This window comes from Bradyrhizobium sp. sGM-13 (assembly GCF_018398875.1).
Taxonomy (GTDB): domain Bacteria; phylum Pseudomonadota; class Alphaproteobacteria; order Rhizobiales; family Xanthobacteraceae; genus Bradyrhizobium.
In genome coordinates, this window is record NZ_JAGWDK010000010.1 from 126,874 (window position 1) to 146,790 (window position 19,917).

Genomic DNA, 19,917 nt, shown 5'->3' on the forward strand with positions numbered 1-19,917 from the left:
ATCGATCCATCCCGGCTGCGCCTGAAGCATCGTTTCGGCAAGTCGATCGTAGCCAACCACCTGCTCCAACCGCCTCACCTCCTCAAAACCCGCCAGGCTCATCGCCTGGGCGAGAATCCTGATATCCGAGCGGGGCTGAGGACCAACAGGCTCCCACCAAAAAAACTTCCTCTCCAGATCAGACAAGAATTCCTTGGGGAGGTCGCGGGTCGGTGAAGTTTCCATGGCAGTAAGTTTAGCACGAGCCGCCAAACTAAGCCAGTCGGGCCCAAGTGGAGCCGACGGTTCGGCCCTCACACCACCGGCTTCACACCCGGCAGCGCGGTCACCAGATCGCGGAACGCAGCGCCGCGGATTTCGAAATTGCGGTACTGGTCGAACGAGGCGCAGGCGGGGGACAATAGCACCACGGGATCGACGAGCCCTGACGCTTCGGCGTCGCGAGCGGCGTTGGCCACTGCCACGTCGAGCGTCTCCGAAATCTCGTGTGGCACGCGCTCGCCCAGCGTTCCCGCAAACTCCTGCGCGGCTTCGCCGATCAGATAGGCTTTTCGGATGCGCGGAAAGTATTCGGTCAGCCCCGTAATGCCGCCCTGCTTCGGCTTGCCGCCGGCGATCCAGAAGATGTCAGAGAAGGACGACAGCGCATGCGCGGCGGCGTCGGCGTTGGTGCCCTTGGAGTCGTTAACGAACAGCACGTTGCCGCGGCGGCCGACCTGCTCCATGCGGTGCGCCAGCCCCGGAAAGCTGCGCAGACCGTTTTGCAGTGTATCGATGGAGATGCCCATCGCCAGCGCGCAGGCCGAAGCGCATGCCGCATTCTGCGCGTTGTGCAGGCCGCGCAGCGAACCGATGCCGCCCAGCCTTGCGATCTCGTTGCGCGCGCCGCCGGAGGCCTGCACGATGATCTCGCGCTCGACATAGACCCCGTCGGGCAAGGGATTCTTCACGGAGATCCGCACCACGCGCTTTCCCGCCTGGTCGAGCCGGTCGGCGATGTTGCGACACCAGATGTCGTCGACGCCGACGATCGAGGTGCCCTGCGGCTGCACGCCGGCAACCAGCCGCGCCTTCACCGCGGCATAGTTTTCCAACGTGCCGTGGCGATCGATATGGTCTTCGCTGACATTGAGGAGAATGCCGACGGAGGGATCGAGCGAGGGCGCGAGGTCGATCTGGTACGACGACATTTCCACCACATGCACGCGTCCCATCCGCGGCGGCTCCAGCGAGAGGATCGCGGTGCCGATATTGCCGCCCATCTGGGTATCGTAGCCCGCGACATCAATCAGATGCGCGATCAGCGCCGTCGTGGTGGACTTGCCGTTGGTGCCGGTGATGGCGACGAAGGGCGCCTCGGGCGCGTGACGGCGGCGCTCCCGGCAAAACAGTTCGATGTCGCCGATCACCTCAATGCCGGCCTGCCGCGCCATCAGTACGGACCAATGCGGCGCCGGATGCGTCAGCGGCGCGCCGGGGGTGAGGACCAGGGCCGAGAAATTCGACCACGATACGGTGCGCAGATCGGCCGTGGTGAAACCGGCCTGCGCCGCCTTGGCGACATTGTCGGCGCTGTCGTCGCCCGCGATCACTTTCGCGCCGCCGGCCTTGAGCGCGTGGCAGCTCGCCAAGCCCGAACCGCCGAGGCCGAAGACGGCGACCGTCTTGCCTGCAAAAGAAGTGATGGGAATCAAGCTATCACCGCAGCTTTAGCGTTGAGAGGCCGGCCAGCGCCAGCATCACCGAGATGATCCAGAACCGGATCACGATCTGCGGTTCGGTCCAGCCCTTCTGCTCGAAATGATGATGTAGTGGCGCCATCCGGAACACGCGTTTTCCGGTCAGCTTGAACGAGGTCACCTGCACGATCACGGAGACGGCCTCCAGCACGAACAATCCGCCAATCACGGCGAGCACGATCTCGTGCTTCACCGCGACCGCGGTCGCGCCGAGCATGCCGCCGAGCGCGAGCGAGCCGGTGTCGCCCATGAAGATCGAGGCCGGTGGCGCGTTGAACCAGAGGAAGCCGAGGCCGGCGCCAAGCACCGCGCCGCACAGCACCGCGAGCTCGCCGGTGCCGGCGACGTAGCGGATCTGCAGATAATCGGAGAACACCGCATTGCCGGTCAGATACGAGATCATGCCGAAACTGGCGGCGGCGATCATGACGGGCACGATCGCAAGCCCGTCAAGGCCGTCGGTCAGGTTCACCGCGTTGCCGGCGCCGACAATGACGAAGGCGCCGAAGATCACGAAGAACCAGCCGAAATTGATCGCGACATCCTTCAGGAAGGGCACTGCGAGCGAGGTCGATGTCGCATCGCGGCCGAGCCGCACCAGCGCGTAGCAGGCCGCGAGCGCAATCACCGCTTCGATCAAAAGCCGCAGCTTGCCGGCAAAGCCGCTATGGCTCTGTTTGGTCACCTTCAGATAGTCGTCGTAAAATCCGACGAAGCCGAAGCCGAGCGTCACCGCGAGCACGATCCAGACATAGGGGTTGAGCGGATTGGCCCACAAGAGCGTCGCCACCACGAGGCCCGACAGGATCATCAGCCCGCCCATCGTCGGCGTGCCCTTCTTGGAGATCAGATGCGACTGCGGGCCGTCGGTGCGGATCGGCTGGCCCTTGCCCTGCCTGAGCCGCAAATGATCGATGATCCAAGGCCCGAACAGGAATACGAACAGCGCGCCCGTCACCATCGCCCCGCCGGTGCGGAAGGTGATGTAGCGAAACACGTTGAAGAAGCCGCGGAAGATGCCAAAACCGGGAACAGTATTGGAAAGCTCGATCAGCCAGTAAAACATTCAGGTAGGCCCTATCACGCGGCTTGGTTGCGCCGTCTTTAGCGGGAAGCGCTCCGGAAACGCCTTGATAATCGTTTTCATCCTCAAACCAAGCAAATCTTGGTCAAGCATAAGGTATTGACGAATCGCCTCTCGCGGAAGCAACGAGCGCGCCAATTTACGCTTTTGCCTGCAAGGCAGCCAGCAGCCTGGGCACAAACTTGTTCACCCAGAACATTTTTTTGCTGCCCTTGACCACCACCACGTCCCCGTCCCGCAGCAATGCGGCGATTTGTTGGGGATCGAGCGTCGTCGGATCTTCGTGCCAGCCAAGCGCCCGCTCTGCCGGCACGAGGTCGTATAGATGGCGCATCAATGGGCCGACGCAGTAGATGCCGTCGAGGCCCGGCAGGTCCTTCGCGAGTTTCTCGTGATACGCCGGCGCATCGGCGCCCAATTCCAGCATGTCGCCGAGAATGGCAACACGCCGGCCTGATGTCACCGGCCGCGCCTTCAGGCTGCCGAGCGCGGCCACCATACTGGCCGGATTGCCATTGAAACTGTCGTCGATCACGGTCACGCCGTGGACCTTCTGCTCCACGCCGCGGCCGGTCATGATGCCGACATCGCCGAGTTCCTTCGCCAGCGCCACCGGATCGAGCCCCGCGGCATGGATCGACGCCAGCGCGGCCAACGCGTTCTGCAGACGATGCGGCGCACCGGGCGTCAGGCCGAATTCGATCCGGCTGCCGTTCACCTGCGCAGCGACGTTCCAGCTCTCGCCTTCCGGCGTATGCCTCAATGCGTGAATATCCGAACCTTCGCCGAAGCGAACGACCTTGCCGTTCCATTCCGGCGCCGCGACATCTTCAGGCAATACCAGCACGCCATCTTTCGGCAGGCCCTGCGCGATGCTCACCTTCTCGCGCCGGATCGCCTCCAGGCTGCCGAGCTTTTCCAGATGCACCGGCTGCACGTTCACCACCAGCGCGACCGTCGGTTTTGTCAGCTCGCTCAGCCGCGCGATCTCGCCGGTCTGGTTCATGCCCATCTCGACCACCCACACGCTCGCTCGCGGGCTGGCATTGCACAGCGTCAGCGGCACGCCCCAAAAATTGTTGAAACTGCTCGGGCTCGCGTAGGCGGCAGGATAGGCAGCGAGGAATTCCTTGGTGCTGGTCTTGCCGGCGCTGCCGGTGAGCCCGATCACCGGACCGGCAAAGCGCGCCCGCGCCGCGCGCGCCAGCGCCCACAGGCCATCGATCAGCGTATCCTTGACGATCAACTGCGGAACGCGGACGCCGTCGACGGCGTGTGGAACGATCATCGCCACCGCGCCGGCCGCCTCGGCCTTGCCGGCGAATTCCCAGCCGTCGCGCGCGCTGGCGAAACTGGAGATGAAGCCGCCGCTCGGCGTGCCGCTCAATGCCACGAACAGGCTTCCGGGCTTCACCAGCCGGCTGTCCTGCGTGACGAAATCAGTCGGCGTGTCCGGATATTCGCCCGACAGCCCCAGCGCGCGCGCAACCTCGGCAACCGTCCACAATGGTGTCGCGCTCATGCCATCCTCGCTGCGAGCGCGGCCGCCACCGCCTCGTGATCGCTGAATGGCAAAACCTTGTCGCCGACGATCTGGCCGGTCTCGTGCCCCTTGCCGGCGATCAGCAATGCATCGCCAGGCTGTAGCGCCGCGATCCCTGCCCGGATCGCTTCCGCGCGATCGCCGATGTCGGTTGCGCCCTTCGCCGCAGCCAGAATGGCGGCGCGGATTGCAGCCGGATTTTCGCTACGCGGATTATCGTCGGTAACGATGACCTGATCGGCATTCTCGGCCGCAATCGCGCCCATGATGGGACGCTTGCCGGCGTCGCGGTCGCCGCCGGCGCCGAAGATGACGACAAGCTTGCGCTTCGCGTAAGGCCGCAGCGCCTGCAGCGCCTTGGCCAGCGCATCCGGCTTGTGCGCGTAATCGACGAAGATCGGCGCACCATTGTGCTCGCCGACCCGCTCCAGCCGGCCCTTGGCGCCTTCGAGATGCTCGAGCGCGTCGAACACCGCGGCCGGGTCGCTGCCGGTGCCGACCGAAAGTCCTGCGGCGACCAGGGCGTTCTCGATCTGGAATTCGCCGACCAGCGGCAGCTTGACCGTGTAGTTGCGCCCGCGGTGTTCGAGCGCGAGATCTTGCGCAAATCCTTCGACGGTGACGCCGACAAGGCGGATGCCTTCGCCCGCGCCATCTGCGTTGCCGCCGACGGCAATGATCCGCAAACCCCGCGCCTGCGCCGCCTCGATCACTTGCTGCGAACAATCATGATCGGCCGAAATCACGGCCGCGCCATCCGGCACGACGAGATCGCGGAACAGTCGCAGTTTCGCGGCGAGGTAATGCGCCTCGTACGGATGGTAGTCCATATGGTCGCGCGAGAGATTGGTGAAGCCGCCGGCGGCGATGCGCACGCCGTCGAGCCGGAACTGGTCGAGCCCGTGCGAGGAGGCCTCGAAAGCCAGATGCGTCACGCCGTCGCCCGCGATCTCGTCGAGTTGCCTGTGCAGCGCGATCGGATCCGGCGTCGTCAGCGAGCCGTAGACCGTGCGCTTTTGCGACACCAGACCGATGGTGCCGATGCTAGCGGACGCATGACCGAGCCGTTCCCAGATCTGGCGCGTGAACGCCGCGACCGAGGTCTTGCCGCTGGTCCCGGTCACCGCCGCGATGGTCGCCGGCTGACGCGGATAAAATCTCGCCGCCGCCAGCGCCAGCGCGCGGCGCGGGTTCGGCGTGACGACAAAGGGAACGCGAGCGTGCGAAGAGACACGCTCGCCGGCGATCGCTACCGCGCCCGCCTTGACCGCGGAATCAATGAAGCGCGCGCCGTCGGTTTTGGTCCCCGCGAGCGCGAAGAACAGATCACCGGGCTTCACCGCGCGGCTGTCGGCGCTAAGGCCTTTCACATCGACAGCTTCCGCCTGCGGCTCGATCGCAGCGTCATCGCTGAAGAGGTCGCGAAGTTTCATCTTGTTCCAGTCCGGCCCGGCGCAGTTTGGCGCGCGTGGATCATGATCCGATTTGGATCATGATCCATCTCTATTTTGGGAGCATGATCTCCGCGCAAACGCTTCGCGTTTATCGCGAGGGAAAACCGGTCTCCACTTTTCCGGATCATGCTCCTCCTACGCCTTACTGGGTTGTCTTCGATGCTGCAAGAATAAGGCGGTCGGACGGCGGCAGGTCGAAGCGCGGCTCAATGCCCAGGAGTGGGCCGATGCGGGCAATCACCTTGCCGCCGGTCGGCACCGCGTTCCAGCCCGAGGTGATGAAGCCATGGGTTTCCGGCAACGCCTTCGGCTCGTCCAGCATGACCAGCAACTGATACTGCGGATTGTCAGCCGGGATGATCGCGGTGAAGGAATTGAGCACCTGTTTCTTGGAATAGCGGCCATTGACCACCTTTTCCGAGGTGCCGGTCTTGCCGCCGATATAGTAGCCCTTCACGTCGGCCTTTTTGGCGGTTCCGATCTCGGCGTTCAGCCGCATCAGATAGCGCATCTTCTCGGAGGTTTCGGTTCGGAGCACCTTCTTGGCGATGGCCCGCGCCTCTTCTTCCGACCGCTTGAGGAAGGTCGGGGGAATCAAAAGACCGCCATTGATGCAGGCATTGATGCCCATCACCGCCTGCAGCGGCGCCACCGCGATGCCATGGCCGAAGGAAGCCGTGATGGTGTTGAGCTCGGTCCAGCGCTTCGGCACGATTGGGGATGCGCTTTCCGGCAACTCGGTGCGCAGCCGGTCCATCTGGCCGAGCTTTTTCAGGAATGCCTTGTGGGCTTCCACGCCTTGCGCCAGCGCGATCTTGGCCGCGCCGACGTTGGAGGAGAAGGTGAACACTTCCGACAGCGTGATCGCGCGGCCGACCGGATGGGTGTCGTGAATGGTGAACTTGCCGAACTTCAGCGTCCCGCGCCCGTCATAGAGCGTGTTGAGGTTGGCCTTGCCGGAATCCAGTGCCATCGCCAGCGTCAGCGCCTTGAAGGTCGAGCCCATTTCGAACACGCCCGTGGTGAGGCGGTTGATGCGCTCGGGATCGTGCGCTTCTTTCGGATTGTTCGGATCGAAATCCGGCAGCGACACCAGGGCTACGATCTCGCCGGTCCTGACATTGGAGACGAGGCCGGAAGCTGCCTTGGCCTTGTACTTCTCTTTCGCCTTCAACAATTCGTCGCGCAGCGCGTGCTCGACGCGCAGGTCGATCGACAGTTCCACCGGCTTTTGCAGCCGATCGGTGGCGAAGCCGGCGCGGTGCAGGTCGGCCAGACCGTTATTGTCCAGCCACTTCTCCATCCCGGCGATGCCCGCGTTGTCGATGTTGACGAGGCCGATCAGGTGCGCGACCGCGGCGCCGGTCGGATAGACGCGCTTGTTCTCGCGCAGGAAACCGATGCCGGGAATGCCGAGCTTGTGAATGTCGTGCTGCTGTTTTGGCGTGATCTCGCGCTTCAGCCACACAAATCCCTTGCGCGACGACAGGCGCGTGCGCGCCTCCGCGGTGTCGAGGTCCGGCAGCGCGGCGGTCAAGAGTTCGATTGCCTCGTCCTTGTCGATGATGCGCCTGGGCTCGCCGAACAGGCTCGGCGCCTTGACGTCGGTCGCCAGCACCTCGCCGTTACGATCGACGATGTCGGGCCGCGCGGTTGCAATCGCGTCCTGCGAGGCGGCGCGGCGGCCGCCGTGGCTGTCGGCGCCGACGGCGAACATCACCAGACGTCCGGCCAGCACAGCATAAATTGCCGCAAATAGCAGGATCGCAAGGCCCACCCGCGCCCGCGCCTTGACGGCGCGGTCGACGTTGCGCCCATAGAGCAGGCTGCGGATCAGCCGCCGCCGCCACGGTTCCGCGGGCCTTCTGGAGTTGGCAAGCGCGCGGCCGGTCATTGCCGATCTCCCGGTGCGGGCACGGAGCCGGTCGTGGACGGCGCCTCGGCGGCAGCCTCGATGGTGTTGATCATCGCGCCGATCGGATCAGGCGCACCCGGCCGCGCAAAAGCCGGCGGCCGTTCCGGCAAGTTCTTCAGTTGGTCATATTGCGTGGCGACCAGCGGCTTCAGGCTGAGATGGCGCTCGGCAAGCCCCTGCAGCCGCAGCGGCGCATCGAGCTTGGCCCATTCCGCGCGCAGCGCCGCAATCGCATCGCGCTGCTCGCGTATCTCGGCGTTGAGCCGCAGCACACGCTCGACGCGCGCGGTCGATTCCATCTTGATCCGGTAGACATAGGCGGCTGCGAACACCAGCACGCCGATGACGAGGAAGTGGATGATCCGCATGATCAGCCTCCCCTCATCACGTCGGCAAGGGTCGGCCACGCCGGCAGGCGGCCTGCTGCATGCGCCGGCGCTGCGGTGCGCTCGGCAGCGCGAAGTTTTGCCGAACGCGCGCGCGGATTGGCGGCAAGCTCGGCTTCACCGGGGATCACCGGACGCTTCGTCAGGATCTGAAAACTCGGCGCCGCCTGCGCCACTTCGGGCAAATGCCGCGAACCGCCGCCAGCCTTGCCGCGCGCGTTGAGGAAATCCTTGACTATGCGGTCTTCCAGCGAATGGAACGAGACGACCACCAGCCGCCCGCCGGGCTTCAGTACGCGCTCCGCCGCCGCAAGTGCGAGATGCAGTTCGTCGAGCTCGGCGTTGACGAAGATCCGCAAGCCCTGAAACGTGCGCGTCGCCGGATGAATTTCGTTCGGCTTTGAGCGCACCACCCTGCCGACGATATCGGCCAGTTGTTGGGTCGTCGTAATCGGCGCCTCTTTCCGCGCCGCCACGATGGCGCGCGCCACCGCGCGTGAATGGCGCTCTTCGCCGAAGATATAGATGATGTTGGCGAGGTCACTCTCGGAGGCCTTCGCCACCACATCGGCCGCCGTCGGCCCGTCGTGACCCATCCGCATGTCGAGCGGGCCGCCGAGCCGGAACGAGAAGCCGCGCTCGGCCTGATCGAGTTGCATCGAGGAAACCCCGACGTCCATCACGACGCCGTCCACCGCAGGCACACCTTGCGCCGCGCAGATTTCGGCAAGGTTGGAGAATCGGTCCTCGACCAGGGTCAGCCGGCCACCGGACTGCTCGACCAGGTCGAACCCGCCGGCCACCGCCGACCGGTCGCGGTCGATGCCGATCACCTGCGTTCCCGGAACATCGAGAATCGCGCGGCTGTAGCCGCCGGCGCCGAAGGTCGCGTCGACATAGATGCCGCCGCCCCGGGGATCGAGCATCTCGATCGCCTCGCGGCCAAGCACCGAGATGTGGCGCGGCGCAGCCGGGGTCATGCGCCGTCCTCTGGCGTTTTCCAGTCTGTGGTACGAAAACTCGACGCGAACGGGCCCATTGCGCCTCAAATCTCTGCGCTTCGCCGGGCTTTTCCGGCCAAATGGCCGCGAACAGGTGGGATTGCCGCCTCTCGCCCGGCCCCGCGACCCCTCATTTCCAGACGGAATTTGCTGGGTTGCCATGGCAATTTCGAGCGTGAAAGAGGGCCTCGGCCGCCCCAACCCGGTTCGGCTATTCACCACTTAGTAACGGCACTTAGCGTTAAGAAAGCGTTGATGGTCGGCCGCGGGTTTTCCGCGCTTTCGAGACATCGAAAAAGAGTGATGCGCCTCGCCCACACCTGGTCAAAATACGAGAGGGAACTCGGCCGCCGCATTGCGCGGGCACGCGGTAAATGAATAGTAAACGATATTGCCGTTCGAACACGATGTTGCCGCTCTGCCGCCCGGTTTGGGTTTAAAAAATGGCTTCTGGTTCGTTCACATCTGCTGGTATTGATTCGAGGCGTCAACGCGCCCTTCCCGTTCCCAGGGCCAACGCCGACATGAAGACCTTTACCCCGGATTCCTCGATCGCATCCGACATCATCCCGTCGCCGAACTATGGCGACCGCAACGACGGCCGCCTCGCCGATATGATCCTGCTGCACTACACCGGCATGCCGGATGTGGAAGGCGCGATCGCCCAGCTCTGCACCCCCGGCACCGACGTCTCAGCACATTACATCGTGCTGGAGGACGGCCGCATCGTGCAGAGCGTGCCGGAAGCCAAGCGCGCCTGGCACGCCGGCGTGTCCTGTTGGGCGGGCGAGGAAGACATCAATTCCTGCTCGATCGGCGTTGAGATCATCAACAGCGGCCACGATTGGGGCTATCCGGATTTCCCATCGCGCCAGATCGCCGCCGTGATCGCGCTGTGCCGCGGCATCATGCTCCGCCGCAAGATACCTGCGCATCGCGTGCTCGCACATTCCGACGTCGCGCCGGCGCGCAAGAAGGATCCCGGCGAAAAATTCCCGTGGCACTTGCTGGCGAATTCCGGCGTCGGCCATTGGGTGCAGCCGGCGCCGATCGTGCGCGGTGAAACGCTCAAGCTCGGCAGCATCTCAGACGGCGTCGCCAACATGCAGGCGGCGCTCGCCAAATACGGCTACAACATCCCGACCCACGGCAAGTTCGACGGTCCGACCATGGAAGTGGTCACCGCATTCCAGCGCCACTTCCGACCCGCGCGTGTTGACGGCATCGCCGATCACTCGACCATGAGCACGCTGCACGCGCTATTGGCGAGCCTGCCGGCGGAGGCGATGACGACGGTGGCGGCGCGGTAGTTCTCTCGCAATGACGGAATGACCTCCGTCGGTCTCAGCCCATCTCAGCGATCCGCCGCGCATAATATCGCCGCAGCGGCTCAAGCTGCGTTGCCGCGGTCGCGGCCAGATAGGCTTCGCGCGCCGCATCGCGCCGGTCCAGCCGGCGCAGCAAATCGGCGCGCACGGCCGGCAGCAGTTCATAGCCTTTCAGTCCGCCCCGCGCCTCCAGCGCATCGACCAGATCGAGCGCGCGTGCCGGGCCGTCGACCATCGCTATGGCAGCGGCGTGATTGAGTTCAATCACCGGCGACGGACTGATCCGCAGTAGCACTTCATACAGCCCGGCGATCTGCGGCCAATCGGTATCTTCATAGCTCGGCGCCCGCGCATGCAATGCGGCGATTGCCGCCTGCACCGCGTAGGATTGCGGCCGCCCCGGTATCCGCAACGCATCCTCCACCAGCACCAAGCCCTCGGCGATCTGGCGCTGGTCCCACAGGCTGCGGTCCTGCTCTTCCAGCAGCACGATGTCGCCGCCGGCGGTCTCGCGGCCGGCGCGGCGGGCATCGTGCAACAGCATCAGGGCGAGCAACCCCTTGATCTCGCCACGCGCTGGCATCAGCGCATCGAGCAACCTCGCCAGCCGGATCGCCTCGCGCGCCAGATCCGGCCGCATCAGATCCGCGCCGGAGGTGGCGGCATAGCCTTCGGTGAAGACGAGATAAATGACCGCAAGCACACCGCGCAGGCGCGGCTCCAGCGCTTCGCGTTCCGGAACCTCATAAGGGATGCCGGCGAGGCGAATCTTCTGCTTGGCACGCAGCAGGCGCTGCGCCATCGCTTCCTCGCTGGCCAGAAATGCGCGCGCGACCTCGGCCGTGGTGAGGCCGCATACCGTTTTGAGCGTCAGCGCGACCTGCACTTCGATAGCAAAGGACGGATGGCAGCAGGTAAAGATCAGCCGCAGCATGTCGTCGTCGACGACCCCGCCGTCGGATGGCTCGCACGACTCGGACGCATTCAGCAACAACTCATGCGTCAATTCCTGCTGCTTGCCGCGGAACGCGATGTTGCGCCTGACGCGATCCACCGCCTTGTTGCGACCGACATTGACCAGCCACGCACGTGGATTGGACGGCAGGCCGGCGGCGGGCCAGCGTTCCAGCGCCACCGCAAACGCATCCTGCAAGGCATCCTCGGCCAGATCGAAATCGCCGACGTGGCGGATCAGCGTGGACAGCGCCCGCCCCGCCTCGTCGCGAAAGATTTTTTCGATCTCGCGTGGTGTCATGCCATCGCTGGACGTCAATCATAGACCATGATCGGCCTGACCTCGATCGAGCCAACCCTGGCGGTGGGAATTCTGGCGGCAATGCCCAGCGCCTCATCGAGATCCTTGGCCTCGACCAGATAATAGCCGCCGAGCTGCTCGCGCGTCTCCGCAAACGGACCGTCCGTCGTCAACATCTTGCCGTCGCGAACGCGCACTGTCGTGGCGGTCGTCGTCGCCTGCAGCGCGTCGCCGGCCTTGAAATTGCCGCTCTGGATGATGGATTGGGTGAAGGCGCGGTATTCCGCCGTGGTTTTCTGGAGTTCGGAAGAGTTCCTTTTTGCCTCCTCGGCTTCGTTTCGATAAATCAACAACAGATACTGCATCTTGGAAACTCCTTCTTACCGGCTGGATCGCCGACACCCAGTCGAATGGGCTTCCCGCAAAACGACATCGTCACGGAAGTTTATTTTTGGCGACAGGGCGGCCCGTTCCGGCAAGCGGGGATACAAGAAACATGAACATTTGCCACCGGATATTCAGGATTTCCCGCCAACCTCCGCCAGTTTCCGCTTCAGCTCCCTGACTTCCTCAAACCGCTTCGTCACGTCGCGCATGACGGCCACGGTGCCCGCCACCTCCTGCGACGCGTTTCGCAGCAACGCGATGGTGAACTCAACCGAGATGCGGCGTCCATCCCTGGTCAACGCCGGCACCGACAGCAGATCGCCCTGGCCGTAGCGGCTCGTTCCAGTCGCCATCGTATGACGAAAGCCCGCCCAGTGCCGCGCGCGCAAATTCTCAGGGATGATCAGGTCGAGCGATTGGCCGATGGTCTCCCCGCCCGTGAATCCAAAGATCCGCTCGGCGCCGGGATTCCAGAACGTGATACGCCCCTCGCGATCGGTCGCGATGATCGCGTCGGAGACGCTCTGCAGCAGTGCTTCGCCGAGACCGGCAGGAATGTTCATCGCGCCTCCGCTACCGATCCTCAAATCGACCAGCCAGCATCAAATGCCGCCGGGCCACGTCTGTCAAAATCGCGCATATGGAACCCGATTAACATCGTGATCGCTTGACGCGGCGGCCCGGAATCCCCATTCGTAAGGCATCAGTCGGCCGGACGGCCGCTCCCGCTATGGTCGAAAGGCTGCGGGGGAGGAAAGTCCGGGCTCCATCGACATGCGGTGCCGGATAACGTCCGGCGGGGGTAACCTTAGGGAAAGTGCCACAGAGAACGAACCGCCCTCCTTCGCCTTCGGGCTTCGGAGGGTAAGGGTGAAAAGGTGCGGTAAGAGCGCACCGCGTCTCCGGCAACGGAGACGGCATGGCAAACCCCACCGGGAGCAAAACCGAATAGGGACGGCAACGCGGGCTGTTCGCGAAAGCGATAACGCCGCAGGGCTATGTCAGGCTCGCCGTCCGGGTAGGTTGCTCGAGGCCATGTGCGAACATGGTCCCAGAGGAATGGCCGTCACGTATCATTCGAAAGAATGGTGCCCTACAGAACCCGGCTTACAGGCTGGCTGATATCTTGTGAATGAGGGGCTCGGCGCGAACACGCCGGGCCCCTCGCCCATTTTGTTTGACGTCGCGCGTACCACTCTCAGTCGCGCCCCGCCTCCCCGATCGCCTGCGCCAGCCGCGCGGGGTTGCTGAAGAACATCTCATGGCTGCCGTCGCATTCGACCAGTCGGAACAGCCCCAGCCGCTCCGACAATCGCGGATGCCATGGCAGGCCGTGCGGCAGGGCAATGTCCTGCCGGCAATTGACATAGGATTTGCCGATCGGCAGCTCTGCCAGTGGACGCTTCAGCGCGATCTTGTCGGTGAACGTCTTGTACGGATGCAGGTTGAGCCTGGCATAGGCCGACTTTGCCAGTTCGAGATCGGCATCATTGATGAAGGCATCGCGCCAGATTTCGAACGGCAGCATCACGGCGTTGTTTTTGGCAGCGGCCACAGCATCGAACAGGCCGATATAGTGCGGCGGCACCATGTCGTTGAGGCACTGCCCATCCAAGGGCACGAAGGCATTGACGTAGACGAGGCGCTTGATCCTGTCCGTCAAACGGTCGGCGACGCCCGAGATCACCATCCCGCCATAGGAGTGGCCGACCAGCCTGACTTCGCGCAGATTGTTCGCTTCGATGTAAGTGACGACGGACGAGATCGCCTGTTCGAGGCCTGTTTTCTCGCGATCGTCATCCTTGTTGTTGCCGGCGACCGTCGGGCAATGCACGACATGGCCGCTTTTGCGAAGATGTTCGGCCACCGCTTCCATCTCGGCGCCAGTGTGCCACGCGCCGTGAACAAGAACGTAAATGTCTGACATTCCGTCTCCCCCTGATTTTTTGGAGATCAGACATTGATGGGGACGGCTATTCCCGGATGGCCGGATTCGGCCACCACCATCGCCTGATTGCGCCAACCTCTAGCGCTGCTGCCGGAAGGCGCCCGGCGTCATGCTGAGATATCTGCGGCATTGGCGGATGAAGTGGGACGGATCGGAAAAGCCGACCCGCAGCCCGATCCCGCCGACGCTGATGCGATCGAACCGCGGCTCGCTCAGCATCCTACGCGCCGCCGCCATGCGGCAATCGTTGAGCAACCCGCTGAACGTCAGGCCCGCTTTGTTGAGACAGCGATGCAGGGTTCGTTCCGAGACACGCAGATGTGCGGCGACGGTCGCAGCCGTCATCCCGGGTTCGGCATAGCGCAGCCGGATGACGCGGCCGATCTGGTCCAACAGCTTCGCGGCATCGCGTTGCTCGGAGGGCGCGGCCGGAATCTCGCTTCCGGATGCGAGCGCCAGCAGCGCTCCGAGCTGGTCGGTCAGAACCTGGGCAGGCAAGGGTCGCTCGATCGCCAGTTGCGGCGTCAACTGGCAAGCAAACGCGCTGAGCGCCGCGCCCCAGCCGGCGCGTCCGTCGATGCGCCGCCCGATGCGTCGCTCCGGATCGGTGATCCAGGATTCGACCCACGCGATCGGCAGCTCCAGTGATAGCGTGTTCGAGGTCAGCGGGAAGTTGAACTCGTAGCAGCGCCGCGAATCCAGCAGCACGAGATCACCGGGCTGCAGGCGGGACGCGTGGCCGTTCTGCATGGCGGTCCAGTCATTGTCGGTCTTGCACAGCAGGTAATAGTAGTTCGACGCGCTGCGCGCGAGGCTGGCTTTCCTGCGGTAGACGTGCTGCGCCGAGCCCTCGACGCGGTTGATACCGATCGTGTCGAGTTGCCCGCGCTGAACGGAGCAATCAAATCCCGACCGCACCGGCGTCGTGATGTCCATTTCAAGAAAGCATTCGCAGACGGCGCCGATCCAATAGTCGAGGCGCCGTTCCGGTTCGACCAGGCCGGTCGACCATGTCTCGATGACTGAAGTCGTTCTGGCCGCCATGGCCCTGCCCTCTGCGATCGATGTCGACCCCGGTTGGCTAGCTTGTTGGGCGGATGGTGGAGAGTCAATCCGCCGGCAACATCCCGTGGATGGGGTAACGGGACTACGCCGCGATCTTCTGGAGCAGCGCCATCAGCGCCACGGGCGCGGTGACATTCGGCGCATGGCTGGCGTCGATCTCGTAATAGCTCCAGGCGGGATCAACCTTCGTCATCCTGGCGAATGGTCCGAAGGTGTCAGCGGGCGTGATGCGGGTGGCGTAGATGTAGCTGCGCGGCAGCGTCAGCGCGCCGCCCTGCAGCTTGAGCTTGGTCTCGAAACACTTGATCGGCATGTCGACGCGACGCGCGTTGAGCCATTCGACGTCGGCGGGCGACGTATCTGGCGGCGTCGGGTTTGGCGGCACGCGCCAGCCATCGCCGCTCTTTGCAAGCTCCTGCATCCGCGCCCGCCCCGCCTCATTCAAATCGAGCAGCGACTGGCCGTCCTGCGGCACGAAGGCGTCGATATAAATGAGCTGCTTGATTTTATCACGGGCGGGGTCGGCGACGCCGGTCGCGACCATGCCGCCGTAGCTGTGGCCGATCAGCACGAAGTCCCTTAGATCTTCATACTCGATGACGGCAAGTATGTCTTCGATATGCGAATTGAGATCGATCCCCGGATGCGCCAGATGCGCGCGCTCGCCGAGACCGCTGTAGGTTGGCGTGATCAGGCGATGCCCGGCGGCCTGCATCAGCGGATGCATCTTCTTCCAGGCCCAGCCCGCGGACCACGCGCCGTGACAAACGAGGAAGGTTTTTGGAGTTACGCTCATCGGCCCGTTTCCCACCAAGTTATTGTTGAAGGCTTGGATTGCGATAGTACCTGTCCGCCGCGTCGTGTAAACGTCGGTACAAATTGCATGTCGTCATTCCGGAGCGATGCGAAGCATCGAACTATGGGGCGCCATTGCGCCCCTGAGAATTTCGAGATTCCGGGTCTGGTCCTTCGGACTATCCCGGAATGACGTGAGGGAAAGAGAAGAGTGGATCTAACCACCTACGTTATCCTACTTGCCGGCGCGCTCGCTGGCGGTTTTGTCTCCGGACTTTCCGGTTTCGGCACGGCGCTGATGGCGCTGGGGATCTGGCTTTATATCTTGCCGCCGGCCATTGCCGTGCCGCTAGTCCTGATCTGTTCGGTCAGTTCGCAAATCTCGACGCTGCCGTCGATGTGGAAAGTTCTCGACTTCAAGCTGGCGTGGCCGTTCGTCGCCGGCGGCCTTGTCGGCATGCCGATCGGGGCGCTGCTGGTCGCGCGCGCCGACCCGCAAAACTTCAAGCTCAGCGTCGGCGTGATGCTGCTGGTATTTCCCACCGGACTCTATTTCATCCGCAAGCCGATGGCCTTCCGCTTCGGCGGCCGGCCGGCAGACGCAGCCGTCGGATTTGCCGGCGGCATCCTCGGCGGCCTCGCCGGCCTATCGGGCCCGCTGCCGACCTTGTGGGCCAGCATCCGCGGCTGGACCAAGGACCAGCGCCGCGGCGTCTTCCAGATCTTCAACGGCAGCGTGCTCGGCGCCGCGCTCATGCTGCAGATCGCCAGCGGCTTTGTTGAATTCGACGTGTTCTGGCTGGCGATGCTGGCGCTGCCCGGCACGCTGATCGGTGCCCGTCTTGGCATGCGCACCTATCACGCCCTCAATGATCGAAACTTCTACGACGTCGTGCTGGCTCTGCTGTTTCTTTCCGGGGTCGGATTGGTGTGGAGCAGCATTGCTCCGAGATAGCCGCGCATAGCCGCCATGTGCTCCGAGTAGATTGCTGTACGCTGACCTGCAAAGCGGCTAACCAATCGCGTCATGAGCTCCCCTGCTTCGCGCGAGCGCCTCGGCCTGTTGCTGGGCTTCATCGGCATGGCGATCTTCGGCGGCACGCTGCCGGCGACGCGGATTGCGGTTGCGGAAATTGATCCGATTGCACTGACCGCGCTGCGCACCGCGATCGCCGGGCTGTGCTCGCTGGCGCTCCTTCTGGTGCTACGCCGACCGCTGCCGCCGCGCGCGCTGTGGCTGCAACTGATCATTGCGATGCTTTGCGTCGCGATCCTCTTTCCGCTGTTGATGTCGATGGGCATGCAGCGGGTCGACGCCTCGCATGGCGGCGTGGTGCTGGGCGTACTGCCGATCGCCACCGCGCTGGTCGCCGTCGCCATCACTCATGAGCGGCCACGGCCGCTGTTCTGGATCGCCTCCGTGGCCGGCGCCGCGCTGGTGATCGCATTCGCATTGCGGCAAGGCGGCGGCGCGCTTGTCGCCGGTGACTTATTCCTGTTCGCATCGGTTGTCGTCGCCGCGATCGGCTACGCATTCTCCGGCCGGCTCACCTCGCAAATGCCGGGCTGGGAGGTCATAAGCTGGATTCTGGTGATTGCGCTGCCGCTGTCGATCCCGGCAGCCGTGCTGACCATGCCCGCCGATATCACTCACATCGCGCTGAAACCCTGGCTCGGGCTGCTCTACGTCGCATTGTTCTCGCAATGGATCGGCTTCTTCGCGTGGAATGCGGGGTTAGCGATGGGCGGCATCGCGCGGGTTTCGCAGATCCAGTTGCTGCAACCCTTCATCACCTTTGCGCTCGCGGCGTTCTTCAACGGCGAGACCATCACGCTGCAGATCCTGCTGTTCGCTGCTGCCGTCGTGGTGACGGTCGCCATTTCGACGCGCACGCGGGCCAAGCCGGCGCCGTCACTGCCGCAGCGAGATCGCGAGCCGCCTCAGCTCGCGGCGTCCTGATCGAAACCAGCGCATCGCGCGAGCCCCTCTCGGTGCCAGAAAACATATTCCGACATCGATCGGGTTCGCAACAATACGGCTCTCACTCCGCCGCCGAAATGCGGCTGAACTCGGTGGCCTGCAGCTCGAACAGCCCGCGATAGATGCCGCCGGGGCGCGCCGTCAGCGCCGCATGCGTGCCCTGCTCGACGATCTCGCCGCGGTCGAACACCAGGATGCGGTCGAGGCTGCGCACCGTCGACAGCCGGTGCGCGATCACGATCGAGGTCCGTCCCTTCATCAGCCGCTCCATCGCCTGCTGGATCAGGCCCTCTGACTCTGAGTCAAGGCTCGAGGTTGCCTCGTCCAGGATCAGCACCGGCGCGTCCGCCAGGAACGCGCGAGCCAACGCGACGCGCTGCCGTTCGCCACCCGACAGCTTGACGCCGCGCTCGCCGACCAGCGTGCCGTAGCCCTTCGGCAGCCGCAGGATGAAGTCATGCGCGTTGGCGAGCCGCGCCGCCTGCTCGATCGCCGCCATGCTGGCGCCCGGCCGGCCATAGGCGATATTCTCGGCCAGCGTGCGGTGAAACAGGATTGGCTCCTGCTGCACGATCGCGATCTGGCTGCGCAGCGATTGCTGCGTGGCTTTCGCGACATCCTGACCGTCGATCAGGATTTTCCCGCCGCCGATATCGTAGAGCCGCTGCACCAGCTTGACGAACGTGGTCTTGCCGGAGCCGGAGCGGCCGACCAGACCGACCCGTTCGCCGGCGCGGATCTCGACCGACAGTCCATCATAGAGCGGCGCGCGGTGGCCGCCGTAATGGAACGTCACGTCGTCGAACACGATTCGGCCGCCCTGGATGTCGATCGGCTTGGCATCCGGCGCATCGGCGATGCCAATCGGCTCGTCGTGAATCGCGACCAGCTCCTCCATGTCATTGACCGAGCGCTGCAGGTTGTTGATGTGCATGCCGACGTCACGCAGATATGCATGAATGATGTAGTAGCTGGTCAGCACGTAGGTGACGTCACCCGGCGTGGCGCGGCCGGCGATCCACAGCAGGATCGCCCCGCCGATCACCGAGCCGCGAAAGCACAACAGCACGGCAAGTTGCGCCGTCGAGGTGTAGTTATAGCGGTACCACGTCCGACGCACCCGCGTGCGCCAGCGTCCGACGACGCCGGCCAGCCGCGCATCCTCGCGCGCTTCCGCGCCGAAGGACTTTACCACCGCGTTGCAGGTCAAGGCATCCGCCAGCGTGCCGCCGACCTTGGTGTCCCAAGCGTTGGAGACGCGCGCAGCCGGCGCGATGTAGTTCACCGAGAACGCCATCGTCATCGAGACATAGATGACGGTGCCGACCGCGATGACCGCGCCTAGCACCGGCCAGTGCAGCCCGAGCAGGATCATCGAGCCGACCAGCACAAATAGCGACGGCAGCAGCGCCATCAAGATGGTGTCGTTGAGCAGGTCGAGCGCCCACATGCCGCGCGTGATCTTGCGCACGGTGGAGCCGGCAAACGAGTTGGCGTGCCAGTCGGTCGAGAAGCGCTGCACGCGCGCGAAAGCGTCGCGCGACACGTCTGACATGGTCGTGAGCGTGAACGGCACGATCGCCTGCAGGCCGGTCAGGCGCAGGATTATCGACACGAATCCGAGCGCGACGATCCCGCCGAAGGCTGCAAACGCAGCCTGTCGCGCGCCCGGATCGGAGGTGCCCAGCGTCAGCGCATCGACCAGCCGGCCGGAGAAGATCGGCATGAACAGGTCGGCCGCCGTTGCCCCCAACAGGCCGCCGGTTACGACGGCGGCGCGGCCGGGCTGTTGCAGCCAGTGGCGGAACACGAACGGGATCACCACGCGTATCGCCGCGGGACGTTTGTCTGTTTGAAAGGTCATGGCGTCATCCGGCTGCGCGAATGGCGCAAACCGGCTCCATCTGGTTTTGACGCGCGGGGCGGCCTCGGGCCGAACGCATGCGTCGTTGAAAACTGTCGTTAAGTCGTTGGGAAGTTTGGAAAGATTGGGCGTCAGGCCCGGCAGAGATCGCGCTCAGCGACGCGACCGAAAA

17 protein-coding genes and 1 other RNA gene are annotated in these 19,917 nt (G+C 64.2%); 4 read left to right on the forward strand and 14 right to left on the reverse strand.

The features are described from left to right. Positions 1-293: 293 nt before the first annotated feature. The 7 genes from murD to rsmH all read right to left on the reverse strand — a co-directional run bounded on the left by murD (position 294) and on the right by rsmH (position 9,101). Positions 294-1,694 carry a UDP-N-acetylmuramoyl-L-alanine--D-glutamate ligase gene (gene murD, locus KJQ96_RS17220; RefSeq protein ID WP_213287778.1) on the reverse strand — a complete coding sequence of 467 codons (1,401 nt, stop codon included), beginning with the start codon at positions 1,692-1,694 and terminating at the stop codon, positions 294-296. A 4-nt stretch (positions 1,695-1,698) separates the two neighbouring features. Continuing rightward, positions 1,699-2,805: a phospho-N-acetylmuramoyl-pentapeptide-transferase gene (gene mraY / locus KJQ96_RS17225; RefSeq protein WP_213287779.1), complete on the reverse strand. Its 1,107-nt coding sequence runs from the start codon at positions 2,803-2,805 to the stop codon at positions 1,699-1,701. Positions 2,806-2,962: 157 nt separating this feature from the next. Next, positions 2,963-4,345: a UDP-N-acetylmuramoyl-tripeptide--D-alanyl-D-alanine ligase gene (gene murF / locus KJQ96_RS17230; protein ID WP_213287780.1), complete on the reverse strand. Its 1,383-nt coding sequence runs from the start codon at positions 4,343-4,345 to the stop codon at positions 2,963-2,965. Beyond that, positions 4,342-5,799: a UDP-N-acetylmuramoyl-L-alanyl-D-glutamate--2,6-diaminopimelate ligase gene (locus KJQ96_RS17235; protein ID WP_213287781.1), complete on the reverse strand. Its 1,458-nt coding sequence runs from the start codon at positions 5,797-5,799 to the stop codon at positions 4,342-4,344. Before KJQ96_RS17235 ends, murF begins: the two co-directional genes overlap by 4 nt. A gap of 163 nt (positions 5,800-5,962) precedes the next feature. Beyond that, entirely contained in the window at positions 5,963-7,714 is a 1,752-nt protein-coding gene (locus KJQ96_RS17240) for a penicillin-binding protein 2 (protein ID WP_028350382.1), read from the reverse strand. Further along, positions 7,711-8,103, reverse strand: coding sequence for a hypothetical protein (locus KJQ96_RS17245; RefSeq protein WP_213287782.1), 393 nt, complete (start codon positions 8,101-8,103; stop codon positions 7,711-7,713). Before KJQ96_RS17245 ends, KJQ96_RS17240 begins: the two co-directional genes overlap by 4 nt. Positions 8,104-8,105: 2 nt before the next feature. Continuing rightward, positions 8,106-9,101 carry a 16S rRNA (cytosine(1402)-N(4))-methyltransferase RsmH gene (gene rsmH, locus KJQ96_RS17250; protein WP_213287783.1) on the reverse strand — a complete coding sequence of 332 codons (996 nt, stop codon included), beginning with the start codon at positions 9,099-9,101 and terminating at the stop codon, positions 8,106-8,108. 545 nt (positions 9,102-9,646) lie between these two features. Between rsmH and KJQ96_RS17255 the strand changes: the two genes are divergently transcribed. Continuing rightward, positions 9,647-10,432, forward strand: a complete 786-nt coding sequence (locus tag KJQ96_RS17255; RefSeq protein ID WP_249734148.1) for an N-acetylmuramoyl-L-alanine amidase — start codon at positions 9,647-9,649, stop codon at positions 10,430-10,432. A gap of 34 nt (positions 10,433-10,466) precedes the next feature. Here KJQ96_RS17255 and KJQ96_RS17260 read toward each other — a convergent pair whose 3' ends face one another. The 3 genes from KJQ96_RS17260 to KJQ96_RS17270 all read right to left on the reverse strand — a co-directional run bounded on the left by KJQ96_RS17260 (position 10,467) and on the right by KJQ96_RS17270 (position 12,655). Next, on the reverse strand, positions 10,467-11,705 hold the full coding sequence (locus KJQ96_RS17260) for an RNA polymerase sigma factor (RefSeq protein WP_213287785.1): 1,239 nt from the start codon (positions 11,703-11,705) through the stop codon (positions 10,467-10,469). Positions 11,706-11,719: 14 nt separating this feature from the next. Then, positions 11,720-12,070 carry a YciI family protein gene (locus tag KJQ96_RS17265; protein ID WP_213287786.1) on the reverse strand — a complete coding sequence of 117 codons (351 nt, stop codon included), beginning with the start codon at positions 12,068-12,070 and terminating at the stop codon, positions 11,720-11,722. Positions 12,071-12,223: 153 nt separating this feature from the next. Beyond that, on the reverse strand, positions 12,224-12,655 hold the full coding sequence (locus KJQ96_RS17270) for a PAS domain S-box protein (RefSeq protein WP_213287787.1): 432 nt from the start codon (positions 12,653-12,655) through the stop codon (positions 12,224-12,226). A gap of 140 nt (positions 12,656-12,795) precedes the next feature. On the opposite strand from KJQ96_RS17270, the gene rnpB reads away from it, so the two are divergent. Then, positions 12,796-13,218: RNase P RNA component class A (rnpB, locus tag KJQ96_RS17275), an RNA gene on the forward strand. 72 nt (positions 13,219-13,290) lie between these two features. Here rnpB and KJQ96_RS17280 read toward each other — a convergent pair. The 3 genes from KJQ96_RS17280 to KJQ96_RS17290 form a co-directional block, all read right to left on the reverse strand. Next, the gene (locus KJQ96_RS17280; protein WP_213287788.1) at positions 13,291-14,019 is read right to left on the reverse strand and encodes an alpha/beta hydrolase; all 729 of its coding nucleotides are present in this window, start codon (positions 14,017-14,019) and stop codon (positions 13,291-13,293) included. A 99-nt stretch (positions 14,020-14,118) separates the two neighbouring features. Then, entirely contained in the window at positions 14,119-15,084 is a 966-nt protein-coding gene (locus tag KJQ96_RS17285; RefSeq protein WP_213287789.1) for an AraC family transcriptional regulator, read from the reverse strand. Between the two features lie 103 nt (positions 15,085-15,187). Beyond that, the gene (locus KJQ96_RS17290; RefSeq protein ID WP_213287790.1) at positions 15,188-15,901 is read right to left on the reverse strand and encodes an alpha/beta fold hydrolase; all 714 of its coding nucleotides are present in this window, start codon (positions 15,899-15,901) and stop codon (positions 15,188-15,190) included. 210 nt (positions 15,902-16,111) lie between these two features. On the opposite strand from KJQ96_RS17290, the gene KJQ96_RS17295 reads away from it, so the two are divergent. Next, positions 16,112-16,855 (forward strand): sulfite exporter TauE/SafE family protein, encoded by a 744-nt coding sequence (locus tag KJQ96_RS17295; protein ID WP_213287791.1) that lies wholly within the window; start codon positions 16,112-16,114, stop codon positions 16,853-16,855. 72 nt (positions 16,856-16,927) lie between these two features. Further along, positions 16,928-17,860 (forward strand): DMT family transporter, encoded by a 933-nt coding sequence (locus KJQ96_RS17300; RefSeq protein WP_213287792.1) that lies wholly within the window; start codon positions 16,928-16,930, stop codon positions 17,858-17,860. Positions 17,861-17,942: 82 nt separating this feature from the next. On the opposite strand, the gene KJQ96_RS17305 is transcribed toward KJQ96_RS17300, so the two are convergent. Further along, positions 17,943-19,745: an ABC transporter ATP-binding protein gene (locus KJQ96_RS17305; protein WP_213287793.1), complete on the reverse strand. Its 1,803-nt coding sequence runs from the start codon at positions 19,743-19,745 to the stop codon at positions 17,943-17,945. Positions 19,746-19,917 lie beyond the last annotated feature (172 nt).